This is a genomic window from Phreatobacter aquiterrae (genome assembly GCF_053471285.1).
Map to the genome: position 1 here is coordinate 26,033 of NZ_JBJPHW010000011.1, position 16,917 is coordinate 42,949.

Below are 16,917 nucleotides of genomic sequence, written 5' to 3' on the forward strand. Positions count from 1 at the left end.
ATCGTCCGGCGCGCTTCGCCGGCCCGAACGCCTAAGCCCGCGCGTCCTGCCGGATCAGATCGACCGCCTTCTCCGCGATCATCATCACCGCCGCCTGGGTGTTGGCCGAGACGATGGTCGGCATGACCGAGGCGTCGACAATGCGGATGCCGTCGAGGCCGCGCACCCTGAGGTCCGGCGTGACGACGGCCAGGTCGTCATGGCCCATCCGGCAAGTGCCGACCGGGTGGTAGATGGTCTGGCCATTGCGGCGGGCGAAGTCGTCCCAGGCCGCGTCGGTGGCGACGTCCGGACCCGGGCTCATCTCATGGGCGACATAGGGCGCGAGCGGTGGCTGGGCGACCACGGTGCGGGCGATCTTCATGCCCTCGATCAGGGTCTCCACGTCGCCGCGGGCGGAGAGGAAGTTCGGCCGAATGATCGGCGCCGCAAAGGGATCGGGAGACCGCGCATGGATGGTGCCGCGGGACTCCGGTCGCAACTGCGTCACGCCGATGGTCATGCCGGGCTCGCTGTCCAACAGCCGCGTCGCGGCATTGGCGTAGCTCGCATGCATGAAGAAGTACTGGATGTCCGGCGTCGCGAGGTCCGGCCGCGTGCGGACGAAACCGTAGGCGAGGCCGGTGCCGAGCGTCAGGAAGCCCTTTCCGGTGGCGAAGTAGCGCGCCACGGCCCTGGCCAGCGACAGGCCGCGCGTCTGCTCGTTCAGGGTGATCGGCTGCTTCACCCGCCAGTTCATGCGGGTGCAGTAGTGGTCGATGTAGTTCTCGCCGACGCCGGGCAGGGCATGGCGCACCGGCACGCCGATGGCGGCGAGCACCTCGGGGTCGCCGATGCCGGAGAGTTCGAGAAGCTGCGGCGACTGCACGGCGCCGGCCGCCAGGACCACCTCTCCGCCCGCAAGTGCCACGCGCTCGTCGCCGCGCACGCGGTAGCGCACCCCCGTGACGCGCCGCCCGTCCATGATCAGGCCGGTGGCATGGGCGTCGGTCTCGACGGTGAGGTTCGGGCGGCGGCGGGCCGGATCGAGATAGCCGTCCCGGACCGTCCAGCGCCGGCCGTTTCTCTGGTTCGCCTGATAGTAGCCGAAGCCCTCCTGGGAGGCGCCGTTGTAGTCGGATGGCGTCGGATAGCCGGCCGCAGCGCCTGCGGCGATGAAGGCGTTGGCGAGTTCCGGCTGCTCGGAGACGGTGGTGATGGACATGGGTCCGTCGCGCCCGCGCAATTCCGGATCGCCACCGTCGAAGGCTTCGATCCTGCGGAAATAGGGCAGCACGTCGGCGAAGGACCAGCCGGTGGCGCCGCGCTGGCTCCAGCCGTCGAAGTCCTCGGCCTGGCCGCGGACGAAGATCATGCCGTTGATGAGGGTCGAGCCGCCGAGGCCCTTGCCGCGCGGCACGACGATGCGGCGGTCGCGGGTCGTCGCCTCGGGCTCGGTCTCGAAGCGCCAGTTGAAGTCCGCACCGGCGAGGAGCCTGGAAAAGCCGGCAGGCACGGAGACCCAGAAGCCCTTGCCTTCACCGCCTGCCTCCAGCAGCAGGACGGACGTGCGCGGATCCTCGCTCAGGCGCGCCGCGAGGATGCAGCCGGCCGTGCCGCCGCCCACCACGACATAGTCGAAGGTCCGTCCCGCCGCGCTCATGGCATCCATTCTCCCCGCTCGGCCCGCGCTGATGCGTCACGCGTGCCGCGTGCCATCGCATGGCGTCCGCTTGTCAAACCCGGCGCAGGTGATACGTCAAGGCAGGCATGCCTGTGTGGCGCTATGGGCGCGCCCATGCCATCTTGTCGACGTGACTGACCGACATGATCATTCCGTGCCACCCGAGGCGTCCGGATTGCCCATGTGTTTCAGTCTCGTTACTACGACGGTCGGACCCGCCGACAGCCCGCAACAGATCGCGGCAATGCTCTCGATTCGGCCACGGACGGCCGTCGCAGGACCGATTCGCGATCCGACCGACGTTTGCCGCGCGCCGATCCTTGCCCCTCACGTCGCCCCAGGCGCCGTTTCTCCCGCCAGCGGCCACTAGCCGAGCAGCGTTTGCGCCGTTGACCGCCTGCCTCGACAGGGCGAGCGTCAGAGGCAAACGACGCCACATTCGAGTTCAGCCAGTCCATGACGATCTCGCCTCCCAGCCCCCAGTTCGCTGCGCTTCCCTACCGGCTTCGGCCGGACGGAACGGTGGAGATCATGCTGATCACCTCGCGCACAACGCGCCGCTGGATCATCCCGAAGGGCTGGCCGATGGGCCAGCGTGCGCCGCACAAGGTGGCCGAACTTGAGGCGATGGAGGAAGCGGGCGTCGCCGGCCGCATCGGCAAGCGCCCTCTCGGCGTATACCACTACGATAAGCTGCTCAGCGACGGTTCGGCGGCGCGCTGCCGCGTCGACGTCTATGCCCTCGAGGTGCGCAAGGAAAAGGCGTCCTGGCCGGAGAAGAAGCGCCGAGAAAGACGCTGGGTGGACGTCGAGGAGGCGGCATCCCTGGCCGATGATGCGGAACTCGTGCCGCTCATCCGCGGCTTGGGGGTGGGTACGCCCTAGCCTGCGCGCCACGCATGGCACAATCGCCGAACCCAAGGCATTGTGACCGGCCCTCAGGGAAGGACCGTCCATGATCTACGAACTGCGCATCTACAATTGCCTGCCCGGCCGCCTGCCGAAGCTGCTGGCGCGCTTCCAGAACCACACGCTCAAGCTCTGGGAGAAGCACGGCATCCGCCAGGCGGGCTTCTTCACCACGGCGATCGGCCCGTCGAACAACGACCTGACCTATCTCGTCGCCTGGGACTCGATGGCCGAGCGCGAGCAGAAATGGGCCGCCTTCCAGCAGGACCCGGACTGGATCGCCGCGCGCAACGACAGCGAAAAGGACGGCCCGATCATCGCCAACGTGGCGAGTTCGTTCCTGTCGCCGACGGCCTTCTCCTCGGTGAAATGATGGCGATCCGGGGCGGGCTGCAGGGTCCGCCCCGGACCGGCAGGTCATTCGACGGTGAAGCGCGTGGTGCCGGCCGAGCGGTTGTAGAAGAGGGTGACGCGGCTCACCTGGCACAGGTTGATGCCGCGGAACTCGGCGGTCTCCTGATCGTCATAGACGACCTTGATGTCGAAGCTGCATTCGGAGGTGGCGCGGTTGAAGCGGACATTGAGCTGCTGGCCGTTCTCCAGGCTGTCGTCGCCCATCAGATCCTCCTCCCAGTTGGTGACGCTGGAGGCGCTGACATAGACCTCGTCGATGGTGTAGCCGGTGCGGTTCACCAGGACGAAGTCCTGCTGGGCCTGGGCGCGGGCGTCGCCCGCGGCCATGAGGAAGAGTGCGGAAAAGGCCGCGAAAAACAGGGCGCGCATGGGAGTCTCGTGTGTTCGTCCGGGGGGCGGCGGGTCGCTGGCCGGAACTGGGGTCTGAAGGCCGCCCGGCGAAACCCTGATGGCGCTTTGACGCAAGGTCAATCGGGCAAGCGGCAGCGCCGATGGCCTAGGCCACCGCATCCGCGGACAGGCAGCGCGCAAGGCGGTTCAGCGGCCGGCGTCGAGCATGATCGGCTGGCCGTGCGGGGTCGCCTCGGCGGCTGCATGCCAGGCCTCGGTGGTCGCCTCGATGGCCGGTGCGGTCGTCACGCCCTTGGCGATCATCAGCCGCTCCAGCGCCTTCAGCCAGTGCGTGTAGTAGGTCTCGCCGGTGTCGGGGTCGCCGGCCGCCTGGGCGGCACGGATTTCTGCCGAGAGCGTCTCGGCCCATTCCGGCCATGTGAACACGCCCTTCTGGTGCAGCGTCACCGCGAGCGCGAAGGCATGGGCTTCCCAGGGCTCGCGGAACACCGGGCCCTCGGCATCGCAGGGAATATGCGGCAGGGCGGAGAGGTCGGGTGAGGCGTCGGGCCGGGTCATGCGGGGCTCAGATAGCTGTCCCAGGCGTCGACCGAGACGCTGGAGGTGGGGTCGCCCTCGGCGCCGAAGAGATCGGCCCCGTCGAAGCGGACGGTGTAGAGCCACTGGGGCGCCTCGCCGACCGGCGTTGCATTGGTGTCGGCGAAGACATGAACGCCGTGCAGATGGGTGACCGTGCCGACCTTGCCCTGGACGTAACGGGGCAGGCGCGTGTGACCTGTGGGAGCGGCCACCGTGGCGGTGCGCACCCGGTCGCCCACCGCGAACCGGGCCGGTGTCGCCGCCGCCCGGTCGGTCGGGCCGCCGCGGGCGAGGGTGGCGGGAACCTTGTCGATGGTGAGGACGCGGGCGATGGGCTTCGGCGGGTCGACGGCGTGGCCGGCGGCGAAGTCGGCCTCCGTGACGAGGCCCCGCTCGGAGAGCAGGCGCTCCATCGCGCCGGTCCAGATCTCGTAGTAGCTCATCGCGAGATAGTCGGGCTGCTGCTCGCGGGCGGCGCGCGACTGGTCGATGGTCCAGGAGCCCGTGGCGCCCATGGCGAGCGTCAGGGCGAGCGCGCGCTTCTCCCAGTCCGCATGGAACCAGGGTTCGTCCTTTTCCGGCACCACGGGGCCAAGGCCCTTCCGGCCGCCAAGATCGGCATAGGTCGTATAGGTCATGACGCGACCTCAGCCGGCTGCCGGGCGAGGCCGGTGCCGATCATCGAGTCGCGGGTGACGAGGGCCGCGAGGCGTTCCTCGTCCCAGCCCTCGGTTCCCGGCGGACGTTCGGGAATGACGAGGTAGCGGACCTCGGCGGTGGAATCCCAGACCTTGATCGCCTTGCCGGGGGGAAGGGTGACGCCGAAATCGGCGAGCACGCCGCGCGGGTCGCGCACGGCCTTGGCCCGGTAGGGGGCTGACTTGTACCAGACCGGCGGCAGGCCGAGCACCGGCCACGGGTAGCAGGAGCACAGGGTGCAGACGACCATGTTGTGGGTGTCGGGCGTGTTCTCGATGGCGACGAGATGCTCGCCCTGCCGGCCGGCATAACCGAGTTCGCCAACGGCCTTCGTCGCATCCGCGAGCAGGCGCTGGCGATAGGCCGGATCCGCCCAGCTCTTCGCGACGACCTGCGCGCCGTTGTGCGGGCCGACCCTGGTCTCGTAGGTTTCGATCAGCAGGTCGAGGGCCGCGGGATCGACATAGCCCTTCTCGGTGAGGATCGTCTCCAGCGCCCTGACCCGCGCATCCATCGGCGAAAGTTCGCTGTGGTCGTGATCATGGTCGTGGTGATGATGATGGTGGTGGTCGTGATCGGTCATGGCTCACCTCTGCGGCAGCGCGAAGGCTAGCGCACCGACGGTGGACAGGGGAAGGCGGCCGCCCGGGGCGACCGCCATGCAGGATGGGACGTGCCGGCCTGTCAGGCATTGGCGGACTTGGCGAGGTCCTCGGCGCGCAGGTCCTTGCGCAGGATCTTGCCGACGTTGGACTTCGGCAGTTCGGTGCGGAACTCGACGAATTTCGGCACCTTGTAGCCGGTCAGGTGCTCCTTGCAGAAGGCACGCACCTGTTCGACGTCGAGGTCCATCTCCGGCCGCTTGACGATGAAGGCCTTGACCGCCTCGCCGGCCGCCCCGTCCGGAACGCCGACCACCGCCACTTCGAGCACGGCCGGGTGCTTGGCCAGCGTGTCCTCGACCTCGTTGGGGAAGACGTTGAAGCCGGAGACGAGCACCATGTCCTTCTTGCGGTCGACGATGCGGAAATAGCCGTCGTCGTCCTGGGTGGCGATGTCGCCGGTGTAGAGCCAGGCGTCGCGGACGGTCTTGGCGGTCTCGTCGGGCTTGCGCCAGTAGCCGGCCATGATCTGCGGCCCGCGGGCGATGAGTTCGCCCGGCTGGCCGTAGGGCACCTCGTTGCCGGCATCGTCGACGCATTTGATGTCGGTGGAGGGAACCGGAACGCCGATCGAGCCCTCCTTGACCGCATCGAGCGGGTTGAAGGTGAGGACAGGGGAGGACTCGGTCAGGCCGTAGCCCTCGACCACGGGCGTGCCGGTGACCTCTTTCCAGCGCTTGGCGACGGCGTCCTGCAGCGCCATGCCGCCGGCGCAGGCGCTCTTCAGCGACTTCGGAGGATTGTCGCGGAACCAGGCCTCGTTATTGAGGCCGTTGAAGAGCGTGTTGACACCCGTCAGCGTCGAGATCGGGAACTTCTCGAAGGCCTTCTGCAGGTTGGTCAGGGGGCGCGGATTGGGCACGAGGACGTTGTGCGCGCCGAGAACCCAGTAGCCCAGCATGTTCACCGTGAAGGCGAAGATATGGTAGAGCGGCAGCGCCGTGAGGATCGTCTCCTCGCCCTTGACCATGTTCAGGGCGACCATCTCGAGCGACTGGGCCATGTTCATCACGAGATTGCCGTGGGTGAGCATGGCGCCCTTGGAGACGCCCGTCGTGCCGCCCGTGTACTGGAGCACAGCCAGCGTATCGAGCCCGACATTGTCGGTGTAGGCAGCGATGTTGGCGCCCGACTTGCGCGCCTCGCCCTGGGCCAGGGCGGAGCGGAAGGTGGTATGCGCCACCGGCACCGGCTTGACCGACTTGTCCTTGTACTTCTGCACGAGGCCGACGAGCGTGCCCTGGAGCCAGGGCATGAAGTCGGTGATCGACGAGACCACCACGTTCGGCACCTTGTGGATGGCGTAGGCCGACGGCAGCTTGTCGGCGAACATGTCGATGATGACGAGCAGGTCCGGTTCGCCGTCGGCGAAGACCTTGCCCATCTCCTCCGCCGTGTAGAGCGGGTTGATGTTGATGAGGACGCAGCCCGCCTTGAACACGCCGAAGGCGACGATCGGGAAGGCCATGGCGTTGGGCGTCTGGAGGGCGACGCGCGCTCCCGCCGGCAGCTTCAGCACGTCGCGGAGATAGACGGCGAAGGCATCCGACCAGCGGTCGATCTCGGCATAGGTCAGCGAGCCGCCCATGCCGTTCGGCAGGCAGAGCGAGAAGGCCGGCTTGTCGGCATAGGTGCGCGCGACGGAGCGCACCATGGCGGCGAGATTGGGATAGGGCGCTTCGTCGATCGTGTGCCGCATTCCGACGGAGTAGAATTTCGTCCAGGGCCTTGCTGGCGCGGCGGCGGCGGCGGTGGTCATGCGATCCTCCCGGAGATTGCTGGCATGCTTTTGACCATCCATAGCGCGACGGCCGCAGATCGCCTAGTCGGTGCGGCGATCTCGCCCTCCCTCCAATGGCCGAAGATGGCTCAACGGAGCCTGCCGGCCGCCCGCAGCACGAAGCCGATGACCTCGGCGACCGCCCGGTAGAGTTCCTCGGGAATATGGTCGTCCACCGCCACGCCTGACAGCGCCTCGGCCAGCAGCGGATTTCCTTCCACAGTGACCCCGTTCTCGCGGGCCGTGGCGATGATCTTCTCGGCGATGACACCACGCCCGGAGGCGGTGACCCGCGGCGCGGCATCCTTCGCCATGTCGTATTCGAGCGCCACGGCGATGGCGGGGCGGGGGACGACGGGTTCCTCGCTCATGACGACACGTCCAGCCGGTGGGCCGGCGCTAGGGCGGCGTCGCGCGGGTCAGGGGGGCGCCCGGCAGCGATGGTGAGCCGGTCGATGGTGAAGGCGGAAGCCTCCAGCGCGTCCGACAGGCCATGGCGCTGGGCCTCGAGGACGGCGGCGACAGCGTCGCGCTCGGCCCAGAGCTGGATGTTGATCCGGCCGTCATGCCAGCGCACGGCGGCATGGATCGGTCCGAGCGGCTCGGCTTCCAGCGAAAAGCGCATGGTCCAGTCGCCGCCGGCCCGGCCGCCGGCAGTCCGGTCCTGTCGTTCCTCGCGTTCCTGATCGCGCTGGATCTGGAACTGCATGATGGCTGTCTCGACGCCGATCCTGAGCGGAACTTCCAGCGTCGTCTGCACCGGGGCGTCGGGCCGCCCCATGTCGCGGGCGTCAGGGAGGGAGGCCGCCTGGAGAAGCGTGATGCGGGCGAGCGCGGCCTCGGTGCGCTCGGTGAGGACACGGGCAACCTCCGCCGAGGTGGCGGAGGCGGGCAGGCTTGTCGCGGCGGCGGGCTGGCCGTGGGGCAGGGAGCCCCGCAGGGGAGGCCGTTCATGCCCCTGGGGCTTTGGAACCGTGGCCTCCGCATCCGGCGGAAGCGTTGCGGCCCAGCCGGCGAGGGCGGATTGCAGTCGCTGGAGCGCCGCCTTGAGGTCGGGCGGCAGCGGTATGCCCGCGGGAAGCGTCGCCAGCCTCGCCTCGAGGAACGCGCCGGAATTCCTGAGGGCCGCGGCCAGACTGTCCGGCCGCGCCAGCTCTTCCGCGCCGGCGCGGAAGCCGAGCACCGCCGCCATGGCCTGGAGCACGGCCGGAGGAGGTGCCGCCGCCGTCCGTCCCTGCGCGACGGCGGTCAGGTCGGCGAACAGGGTCGTCATGCTCTCCTGTCGCGCCGCGGCGGCGCGCACGGCCTGGACGATGACCTCGCGGCCGGCCGGCGCCGCGTGAGGTGCGCCAGCCATGACCTCGGCCTGTCGTGCCATGTCGGCCGAGCCGCGCGCCACCAGCGCGACCTGGGCTCCATCGCGCGGGCCGGCGGCCGGAGCGAGCCCGCGGGCGAGCAGATCGACGAGGGCGGCAGCGACGGTGCCGGCAGCGGGGAGCGGGATGGCCGGCGTGGAGGAAGCTGCCGGCGCTCCCGCTGCGGTGGGGAGGCCGGCGGGAGCGGGAGGGGAAGCGGCGGCTGGCCGGGTCTGTGCGGTCTCGGTGAGCAGCAGCTTCACGGCCATGCCCTGCCGTTCGACCGTGAGGTTGAGGTTCGTGCCGGGAACGAGGGGCTGGGCGGTCCTGACGTCAAGTGTGCCCGTGCCGACGGTCAGGCGCGCGATGCCCTCCGCCAGCATCGCGGCGACCCGCACGGACACTGTATCGCCCGGCCTGACGCCGAGCGCCTCCAGCGCGGCGCGCCACTGCACCGGCTCGACGGGCGCCACCGCCAGGGTGGGCCGGATGCCATCGACGCTCACGCGGGTCCTCCCCGGCAGGAGATGCGGAATCGAAGCCTGACCGACAAATCATGACCGATTCGGAAAGGCTGAGCTTGACTCGTCCCGACTTCCGCACCGAAATCACGGGAAATCCGCCCGATCGGTCTCCGTGAAGCCCGCGCGAGAGGCGGAAATGACCCGCCGCCGGCCGGCGGAGACCATGTGAGGGCGTATCCATGTTGCATCAGCCGCGTCGCTGGCTCCCGGGCCTGCTGCCTCTTGCCCTTCTTGCCGGCGGCTCCCTGTGGTGGAAACAGGACGCCATCGAAGCCGATCTCGCCGCCCGGGCCACCCGCGCCATCGGCGCGGCGTCGACGGTGGATGGCAAGCCGTGGGCGACCGTCACGGTGCGCGGCCGCGACGCCGTCATCAGCGGCACGGCGCCGGGCCTCGACGCGGCGGTGACCGCCGAGAATTCCGCAGAAGGCGAGACCGGCGTTCGCCGTGCCGATGCGGCCAACGACCTCCTGCCGGCCGCCAATCCATTCGGATGGTCGGCACGGCGCGACGGGCAGACCATCACGCTCTCCGGGCAGGTCGCGCCCGACGGGTCGCGCGCCCGGCTGGCCGATGCGGCTCAGAAGGCGGTGCCCGGCGGCGCGGTCAGCGACCTCATGACGCTGGCGCGCGACATCCCGCCAACGGCGACGCGCGCCGCCGAGATGGGCATCGAGCAGCTCGGCCGGGTGGCCAGCGGTTCGGCGACGCTCAGCGGAACGGCCTTCCGCTTCAACGGGTCTGCCGCCGATGCGGCCACCAAGGCGCTGATCGACCAGGCCCTGGGGGCGCTGCCGCAGGGCATCGTGGCCGGCGGCGTCAATGTCTCGATCCCCGGTCCGCCGGTCGCTGAGGCCCCGGCTCCTGCCGCCATCCTGCCGCCGGTCGCGGACTGGAGCGCCACCAAGGCGGCGGACGGCGCCATCCGCCTTGCCGGGACGATCGGATCGGAGGAAGCGCGCCAGCGTATCGTCGCGGCGGCACGCGCTTCGACGACCGGGCCGGTGACCGACGCCATGACGGTGATCGGCGGGCTGCCCGGCAATCTGGAAGCCAAGGCCCTGTCGGCTCTCGACCAGCTCAAGGGGCTGGCCAGCGGCGCTGCGCGCATCGCCGGCACCGCCTTCTCGTTCAGCGGGGTTGCCGCCGATCACGCCGCCTTCGAGAGGCTCGCGGCCTCGGTGCGGGCTGCCAATGACGGCTTTGCGATCGGCGATCTGGTCGTCGCCCCGCCCGTCGTCTCGCCGTTCTCGTGGAGCGCGAGGCGCACGCCTCAGGGGCTGACCCTGCAGGGCTTCGCTCCGTCGGAAGCGGCGAAGGCCGCAGTTGCGGCAGCGGCCGGACGCCTGTTTGCCGGCGTGCCCGTCATCGACGAGACGAAGGTTGCTTCGGGGTTCCCGAGCGGCGTCGATTTCGCGGCGCTCTCCACAACGGCCCTGACGCAACTGGGACGGCTTGCCGAGGGCTCGGTGCAGATGACGGGCAACCGCCTGTCGCTGGCCGGCCGTGCCGCCGATGCCGCCGTCGCCGTGGATATCCGGCGCGCCCTCGCAGCCGTCGGGCCGCCGGTCCTGGCGGTGAGCGACATTGCCGTGCCGCCGGCCGAGATTCCGCCGCCGCCGCCCGTGCCGCCGCTCGCGGGCGATCTCGTGGCGCCACCGCCACCTCCGCCACCTCCGCCACCTGCGATGGCGCCACAGCGGCTTGCCGCGGTCTCCGGACCCGTTGCAGCAGTGACGCCTCTGCCGGCCTTGCCGCCGGATGCGATCCCGCCTCCGCCGCCGGTACCGCCTCTGGCGGCCGATCTCATTCCGCCGGCGTCCCTGCAGTCGCTTGCCGTGGTTTCCGCGCCCGTCGCGACGGCAACGCCGGTGCCCGATCTTCCGCCGGACGCGATCCCGCCCCCGCCGCCCGTGCCGCCGCTGTCGGCCGATCTCATTCCACCGCCACCCCCGCCGCCCGTTCCGGTCGCGCAGGCGCCGGCTGTGACGTCAGCGCCCGCCCGCCCGCCGGGGACCATCCCGCCCCCTCCGGCTCCGGCGCCCATCTCGCTGCCGCGGCCCGATTGCTCCGTCATCATCCAGACGGCGCTCGAGGGCGACCGCATCCTCTTCGACTACTGGAAGGCGGAGCAGCGGGCAGAGCACGGACCCGTCCTCGACAGGCTGGCGGCTGCGATCCGGCGCTGCGCGGACGACGAGCGCATCGAGGTCGCGGGACATGCCGACGTCCACAACGCCACCAATCAGAACCAGAAGCTCTCCGAGGACCGCGCGGGCCTGATGCGGGCGGAACTCATCCGCCGCGGCGTGGCGGCCAGTTCGCTGGTCGTGGTCGGCTATGCGGCAAGCCGGCCGGTTGTCGAGGGCGATACGGAGGAAGCGCGCGCGCTGAACCGTCGCGTCGAGTTCCACGTGCTGCCGCGCAACTGAGGAGACAAGGTCATGCTCTATCTCGTCCAGACCTTCGCCCTCCCGCTGCTCGTCGCGCTGGCCGGGGGCCTGGCCGTCGGCTGGGTGACCTCCGACCGGGAGGACAAGGGCCCGAGCGGCTGGGCCGCGCTCGCCATGACGGTTTTCGTGCTGATGGCGGTGGCGTCGACCCTCAAGTGGGTTCCGGGCCGGCCGGGCCTGTGGCTCGATACGGCCGTTCTGTTCGGCGCGGCCTACCTCGTCGGCTGCGTCGTCGGCGCCTTCGCGCGGGTCTTCACCGACAAGGTCGAGGACATGGCCCCGCAGCCGCTCGAGCAACTGGCGGGTGCGGGACAGGCCTTCGCCTCGACCGCCGAGCGCCGGCCGGAGACCGCTTCGCAGGCGGTCACCGCGGCTGAACAGACGACGATCCCCGGCGCGGCCGCGGCTGCCGAGGCGATGGCGCAGGGCACGAAGCCTCATGGCCTCGGCGCACCGCGCGATGGCGGGCCCGACGAACTGGAACTGATCCGCGGCATCGGCCCGCAGAACGAGGCGCGGCTCCATGCGCTCGGCATCTGGCACTTCGACCAGATCGCCGCCTGGACGCCGAAGGAGGCGCAGTGGGTGGGCGGCTATCTCGCCTTCCCCGGCCGGATCGAGCGCGAGGACTGGATCGGGCAGGCGAAGATCCTGGCGGCCGGGGGCACGACAGATCACGCCGAGCGCGTCAGAAGGGGCGAGATTGCCAGCACGCCGGAGGGCAGGCCGCCATCGGCCTGACGTCCTTGCCCGGACATGCAGAGGCCCCGGCAAGGCTGTTGCCGGGGCCTCTGCCGTTGATGGGTCGACGACCGTCAGGTCAGGTAGTGGACGCCGGCGACGATGATCAGTGTCCAGACCACGAAATTGGCGGTGATCGTCGCGGCGACAGCCTGTGTCGGAGACATGCGGAACCTCATTGAACCGGTCTTCCTCTTGCGTGGAAGAACCCCTCCGCTCCCATTTCTAGCGATCCGACGTGGCGCGTCGATGAAAGCCTGAAGGAAGGGTTAACCGGCCGTCCCGCTTCGGACCTGCGGCTTCAGATGCTGCCGACGGTCTTCAGGCGCATGCGCGGATGGATTTCCGCCTGGCTCAGCACCGGGGTCTGCGCCCGGAAGCGCTCTACGATCGAGCGCACGAACGGGCGGATGCCGGGGCTGGTGAGGAGGACCGGCGCCTCGCCCATGCGGGCCGCGTCCTCGAAGGCGTCGCGCACCAGCATGATGAACTCCGACAGCTTCGAGGGCTGCATGGCGAGCTGCCGGTCGTCGCCCTGGCCGACGATGGAATCGGCGAAGGCCTGCTCCCATTGCGACGACAGGGCGATGAGCGCGAGGCCGCCGTCCATGCCGGCATACTGGGCGCAGAGCTGGCGGGCGAGCCGGGAGCGCACGTGCTCGGCGATCTGCGCGGGCGAGCGGGTAAAGGCGACCGCCTCGGCGATGCCCTCAAGGATCGTCGGCAGGTCACGGATCGAGACGCGTTCGTTGAGCAGCGTCTGCAGCACCCGCTGGATGCCGGAAATGGTGATCTGGCCAGGCACCAGGTCCTTGACGAGGTCGGACTGCTCCTTCGGCATGTCTTTGATGAGCTTCTGGACCTCCGAATAGCTCAGGAGGTCCGAGACGTTGGCCTTCAGGATCTCGGTGAGGTGGGTCGACAGGACGGTCGCCGCATCGACCACGGTGTAGCCGCGCACGCTCGCCTCCTCCTTCAGCGCGGCGTCGACCCAGGTGGCCGGCAGGCCGAAGGTCGGCTCGGTCGTGTGGACGCCCGGCAGGTCGACATGGCCGCCGGCCGGATCCATCACCATGTACTGCATCGGCCAGATCTGCCCCTGGCCGGCATCCACCTCCTTGACGCGGATGATGTACTGGTTCGGCGGCAGCTGGACGTTGTCGAGGATGCGGACCGAGGGCATGACGAAGCCCATGTCGGCGGCGAGCTGGCGGCGCAGGGCCTTGATCTGGTCGGTAAGACGATCCGAGCCGCCCTCCGACTGGACAAGCGGCAGGAGGCCGTAGCCGAGCTCGATCTTGAGGTCGTCGATCTTCAGCACGGAGGAGATCGGCTCCTCCGCGGGTGGCGCGGAGGCGGCCGCGACCTCCGCGGCTTCCGTGATGTCCGCGTTGCGCGAGGCGCGCTTGGCGTCCTCACCGAGCTTGTAGGCGGCCCAGCCGGCAAGCGCGGCGAGGCCCGCGAAGGGGATGAAGGGAATGCCGGGCAGCAGGGCCATGGCGCCCATGACGCCCGCCGACAGGCCGAGGGCCTTCGGATAGCCAGTGAGCTGCCGCATCATCGCCTGGTCGGCGGAGCCGGTGACACCGGCCTTGGAGACGAGGAGGCCGGCGGCGGTCGAGATGACGAGGGCGGGGATCTGGCTGACGAGACCGTCGCCGACGGTGAGGGTCGTATAGGTCCGCGCCGCCTCCAGAAAGGGCATGCCCTGCTGGGCGACGCCGATGATGAGGCCGGCGATGACGTTGATGAAGGTGATGAGCAGGCCGGCGATGGCGTCGCCCTTCACGAATTTCGAGGCGCCGTCCATGGCGCCGTAGAAGGCGCTCTCGTCCTCGAGATCCTTGCGCCGCGTCTTGGCGGTCTTCTCGTCGATAAGGCCGGCGGAGAGATCGGCGTCGATCGCCATCTGCTTGCCGGGCATGGCGTCGAGGGAGAAGCGCGCCGCGACCTCGGCGATGCGGCCCGAGCCCTTGGTGATGACGATGAAGTTCACGATCACCAGGATGGCGAAGACGATGATGCCGATGATGAACGAGCCGCCCATCACGAAGCTGCCGAAGGCCTCGATGACGTAGCCTGCCGCGGCTGTCCCCTCGTGGCCGTTCGACAGGATGAGGCGCGTCGAGGCAAGGTTCAGCGACAGGCGCAGCATGGTCGCGATGAGCAGCACCGTCGGGAAGGACGAGAACTCCAGCGGCTTGTGGATGAACAGGGCGGTCATGAGGATCATGACCGAGGAGATGATGGACACCGCCAGCATCATGTCGAGGACGAGCGGCGGCAGCGGGAAGATCAGGATGACGAGGATGCCGATGACGCCGGTGGCCATCCACAGGTCCGGACGGCGCAGCCAATCGGTCATCTGGCCGACGGACATGCCGCTGGCATTGGAAGGCTGTCGTCCGGCACCCGCCGTCGTGTCGGTCATGCGCTGTCCCCGGCCGCCCGCAAGTGCGGCCCATGTTGAACGTCTCCAGGCAAGATTTGCCGGGTGGATGGTTAACGGGAGGTTACGGAGCCTTGCCGAAGCGGGCCGCTTGTCGCCGCCGGCCTGCAATGCCAAAGCTTGGCGGCGGCGACGCAGCATCTCCAGGAGCATTCCATGGCCGATTTCCGACTGTCAGGGGCCGGCGGGTCACCGGGGGGCCTGATCCCCTTCTTCGTCGGCCTCGGCATGACGGTGGCGGGCGCCTATCTGTTGACGAACCAGGTCTCGGTTCACGGCGGATCGTGGACGCTGGGTGGCTATTCGGCCTTCGGCCTGTCGCTTGTTCCGATCCTTTTCGGCATCGGCATGCTGTTTTTCGACGGATCGTCCCGCCTCGGCTTTCTGCTGCTCTTTGCCGGCGTTGTGATCATCGCGGCAGGCATCCTGACCAACCTGACCATCTATTTCGTGCCCACCAGCCTGTTCAACACGCTGATGATGCTGGGTCTGACGGCGGGCGGGATCGGCCTCGTCCTGCGCTCGTTGCGCTGAATTTCGCCCCGCGCCCCAAAACGCGCGGCCGCGTTAACCAACCGGTAACCACCCACCCGGCAAATCTTGCCCAGCGAACCGGCGACACGCCGCTTCGCCTGCGCTTGGGGGCTGGTGCGTCTTGAACGGCATGCTGGAGTTCGTGAAGAAACTGGGGGCGCCCCGCCTGGCGGCCATGGGAGTGGTGTCCCTCGGCCTCGTCGGGTTCTTCGTCTACATCATCATGCGCATGAGCCAGCCGCAGATGGCTCTGCTGTTCTCCGACCTGACGCTGGAGGACTCCTCGCAGATCGTGAAGGAGCTGGAGCGCCGCCAGGTCCGCTTCCAGCTGCGCAACGACGGCGCCCAGTTGTTCGTGCCGCAGGAGCAGGTGGCCCGGGTGCGCCTGCAGCTTGCCGAGAGCGGCATGCCGCGCGGCGGCGGCGTCGGCTACGAGATCTTCGACAAGGGCGACGCCCTCTCGTCGACATCCTTCGTGCAGAACATGAACCAGCTGCGCGCGCTGGAGGGTGAACTCGCCCGCACCATCCGCGGCATCGAGCGGGTCCAGTCGGCCCGCGTCCATCTCGTCCTGCCGGAGCGGGCGCTGTTCTCCCGCGAGCGCACCGAGCCCTCGGCCTCAATCGTCCTGCGCGTGCGCGGCGGTCTCGAGCCCCAGCAGATCCGCGCCGTCCGTCACCTCGTCGCCTCGGCGGTGCGCGGCCTCTCGCCGCAGCGCATCTCCATCGTCGACGAGGGCGGCCGGTTGCTCGCCGACGGCGCCGGCGATTCCTCGGGCATGATGGGTTCCACCATCGACGAGCGGAAGGCGGGCCAGGAGCGACGCCTGCGCGAACAGGTCGAAAGCATCATCGCCTCCGTCGTCGGGCCGGGCCGCGCCCGCGTCCAGGTCGCCGCCGACATGGACTTCAACCGCGTCACCCAGACCTCGGACGACTTCGATCCCGAGCGCCGCGTCGTGCGCTCGACCCAAACCCGCGAGGAGCAGTCGAGCTCCAACGAGGGCCGCGACGGCCAGGTCACCGTCGGCAACGAGCTTCCCGGCGCCAACCAGACGGCCCCCGGCCAGAACCCCTCACGCGAGGCCAGCCGCAAGTCCGAGGAGACGATCAACTACGAGATCGCCCGGACCCAGCGCACCGAGGTGATCGAGGGCGGACGGATCAAGCGGGTCTCGGTCGCGGTGCTGGTCGACGGCATCTATGCACGCGATCCGCAGGGCAATGTGAACTACCAGCCGCGCGCCCAGGAGGAGCTCGACCGGATCGGCGCTCTGGTGCGCTCGGCGATCGGCTTCGACCAGCGCCGTGGCGACCAGGTCGAGATCGTCAACCTGCGCTTCGCCGAAGCGCCGCAACTCGCCGCGCCCGAGGCGCCGAAGCCCTGGTGGATGGTGTACGACTTCACCAAGGACGACATCCGCTACGCCATCGAGCTGTTCGTCCTGCTCATCGTGTCGCTGCTCGTCATGCTCTTCGTGGTGCGCCCGCTGCTCCGTCGCATCGTCGCGCCCGAGGAGGTTCCCGCCGTGGCGCTGCCAGCCGGCGCGGCCGGCGGGCTCGCCGGTGGCGCGTCCGCATCACGCGAGGAAGAGGGCGGCGAGACCAGCGATTCCAAGGCCGTGAAGGCGCCGCCGCTGGTGCCGGGCATGGAGAGCGCCACCATGAAGATGATCGAGATGGCGCAGATGAAGGGCGAGGTGCACCAGGCCTCGCTCTCCAAGGTCGGCGAACTGGTTGAGAAGAACCCGCACGAGACGGTCTCGATCATCCGCCAGTGGCTGAATGACGGGGAACCGAAGTGA

General features: G+C 69.4%; 15 protein-coding genes. 6 read left to right on the forward strand and 9 right to left on the reverse strand.

From position 1 onward, the window contains the following. Nucleotides 1-31: 31 nt before the first annotated feature. Entirely contained in the window at nucleotides 32-1,642 is a 1,611-nt protein-coding gene (locus tag ACJ4V0_RS16450; protein ID WP_448300819.1) for a GMC family oxidoreductase, read from the reverse strand. A 477-nt stretch (nucleotides 1,643-2,119) separates the two neighbouring features. Between ACJ4V0_RS16450 and ACJ4V0_RS16455 the strand changes: the two genes are divergently transcribed. Together ACJ4V0_RS16455 and ACJ4V0_RS16460 are read left to right on the forward strand one after the other, a co-directional pair. Then, nucleotides 2,120-2,548 carry an NUDIX hydrolase gene (locus ACJ4V0_RS16455; protein WP_448300682.1) on the forward strand — a complete coding sequence of 143 codons (429 nt, stop codon included), beginning with the start codon at nucleotides 2,120-2,122 and terminating at the stop codon, nucleotides 2,546-2,548. 70 nt (nucleotides 2,549-2,618) lie between these two features. Then, nucleotides 2,619-2,945, forward strand: a complete 327-nt coding sequence (locus ACJ4V0_RS16460) for an NIPSNAP family protein (RefSeq protein WP_448300683.1) — start codon at nucleotides 2,619-2,621, stop codon at nucleotides 2,943-2,945. 44 nt (nucleotides 2,946-2,989) lie between these two features. Here ACJ4V0_RS16460 and ACJ4V0_RS16465 read toward each other — a convergent pair whose 3' ends face one another. The 7 genes from ACJ4V0_RS16465 to ACJ4V0_RS16495 form a co-directional block, all read right to left on the reverse strand. Further along, the gene (locus tag ACJ4V0_RS16465; protein WP_448300684.1) at nucleotides 2,990-3,355 is read right to left on the reverse strand and encodes a hypothetical protein; all 366 of its coding nucleotides are present in this window, start codon (nucleotides 3,353-3,355) and stop codon (nucleotides 2,990-2,992) included. A 168-nt stretch (nucleotides 3,356-3,523) separates the two neighbouring features. Next, nucleotides 3,524-3,895: a nitrile hydratase accessory protein gene (locus ACJ4V0_RS16470; RefSeq protein ID WP_448300685.1), complete on the reverse strand. Its 372-nt coding sequence runs from the start codon at nucleotides 3,893-3,895 to the stop codon at nucleotides 3,524-3,526. Next, entirely contained in the window at nucleotides 3,892-4,554 is a 663-nt protein-coding gene (gene nthB / locus ACJ4V0_RS16475; protein WP_448300686.1) for a nitrile hydratase subunit beta, read from the reverse strand. Before nthB ends, ACJ4V0_RS16470 begins: the two co-directional genes overlap by 4 nt. After that, nucleotides 4,551-5,198, reverse strand: coding sequence for a nitrile hydratase subunit alpha (gene nthA, locus ACJ4V0_RS16480; protein WP_448300687.1), 648 nt, complete (start codon nucleotides 5,196-5,198; stop codon nucleotides 4,551-4,553). Before nthA ends, nthB begins: the two co-directional genes overlap by 4 nt. A gap of 101 nt (nucleotides 5,199-5,299) precedes the next feature. Further along, nucleotides 5,300-7,036 carry an AMP-binding protein gene (locus tag ACJ4V0_RS16485; RefSeq protein ID WP_448300688.1) on the reverse strand — a complete coding sequence of 579 codons (1,737 nt, stop codon included), beginning with the start codon at nucleotides 7,034-7,036 and terminating at the stop codon, nucleotides 5,300-5,302. Between the two features lie 110 nt (nucleotides 7,037-7,146). Continuing rightward, nucleotides 7,147-7,428, reverse strand: a complete 282-nt coding sequence (locus tag ACJ4V0_RS16490) for an EscU/YscU/HrcU family type III secretion system export apparatus switch protein (protein ID WP_448300689.1) — start codon at nucleotides 7,426-7,428, stop codon at nucleotides 7,147-7,149. Next, on the reverse strand, nucleotides 7,425-8,918 hold the full coding sequence (locus tag ACJ4V0_RS16495) for a flagellar hook-length control protein FliK (protein WP_448300690.1): 1,494 nt from the start codon (nucleotides 8,916-8,918) through the stop codon (nucleotides 7,425-7,427). Before ACJ4V0_RS16495 ends, ACJ4V0_RS16490 begins: the two co-directional genes overlap by 4 nt. A 197-nt stretch (nucleotides 8,919-9,115) precedes the next feature. On the opposite strand from ACJ4V0_RS16495, the gene ACJ4V0_RS16500 reads away from it, so the two are divergent. Continuing rightward, complete coding sequence (locus tag ACJ4V0_RS16500; RefSeq protein WP_448300691.1) at nucleotides 9,116-11,368, forward strand: OmpA family protein; 2,253 nt, start codon at nucleotides 9,116-9,118, stop codon at nucleotides 11,366-11,368. Between the two features lie 12 nt (nucleotides 11,369-11,380). Continuing rightward, entirely contained in the window at nucleotides 11,381-12,130 is a 750-nt protein-coding gene (locus ACJ4V0_RS16505; RefSeq protein ID WP_448300692.1) for a helix-hairpin-helix domain-containing protein, read from the forward strand. Between the two features lie 301 nt (nucleotides 12,131-12,431). Here ACJ4V0_RS16505 and flhA read toward each other — a convergent pair whose 3' ends face one another. After that, nucleotides 12,432-14,561, reverse strand: a complete 2,130-nt coding sequence (gene flhA, locus ACJ4V0_RS16510) for a flagellar biosynthesis protein FlhA (protein ID WP_448300693.1) — start codon at nucleotides 14,559-14,561, stop codon at nucleotides 12,432-12,434. A gap of 174 nt (nucleotides 14,562-14,735) precedes the next feature. Here flhA and ACJ4V0_RS16515 point away from each other — a divergent pair, with 174 nt between their 5' ends. Beyond that, nucleotides 14,736-15,113 (forward strand): hypothetical protein, encoded by a 378-nt coding sequence (locus ACJ4V0_RS16515; protein ID WP_448300694.1) that lies wholly within the window; start codon nucleotides 14,736-14,738, stop codon nucleotides 15,111-15,113. 121 nt (nucleotides 15,114-15,234) lie between these two features. Beyond that, on the forward strand, nucleotides 15,235-16,917 hold the full coding sequence (gene fliF / locus ACJ4V0_RS16520) for a flagellar basal-body MS-ring/collar protein FliF (RefSeq protein ID WP_448300695.1): 1,683 nt from the start codon (nucleotides 15,235-15,237) through the stop codon (nucleotides 16,915-16,917).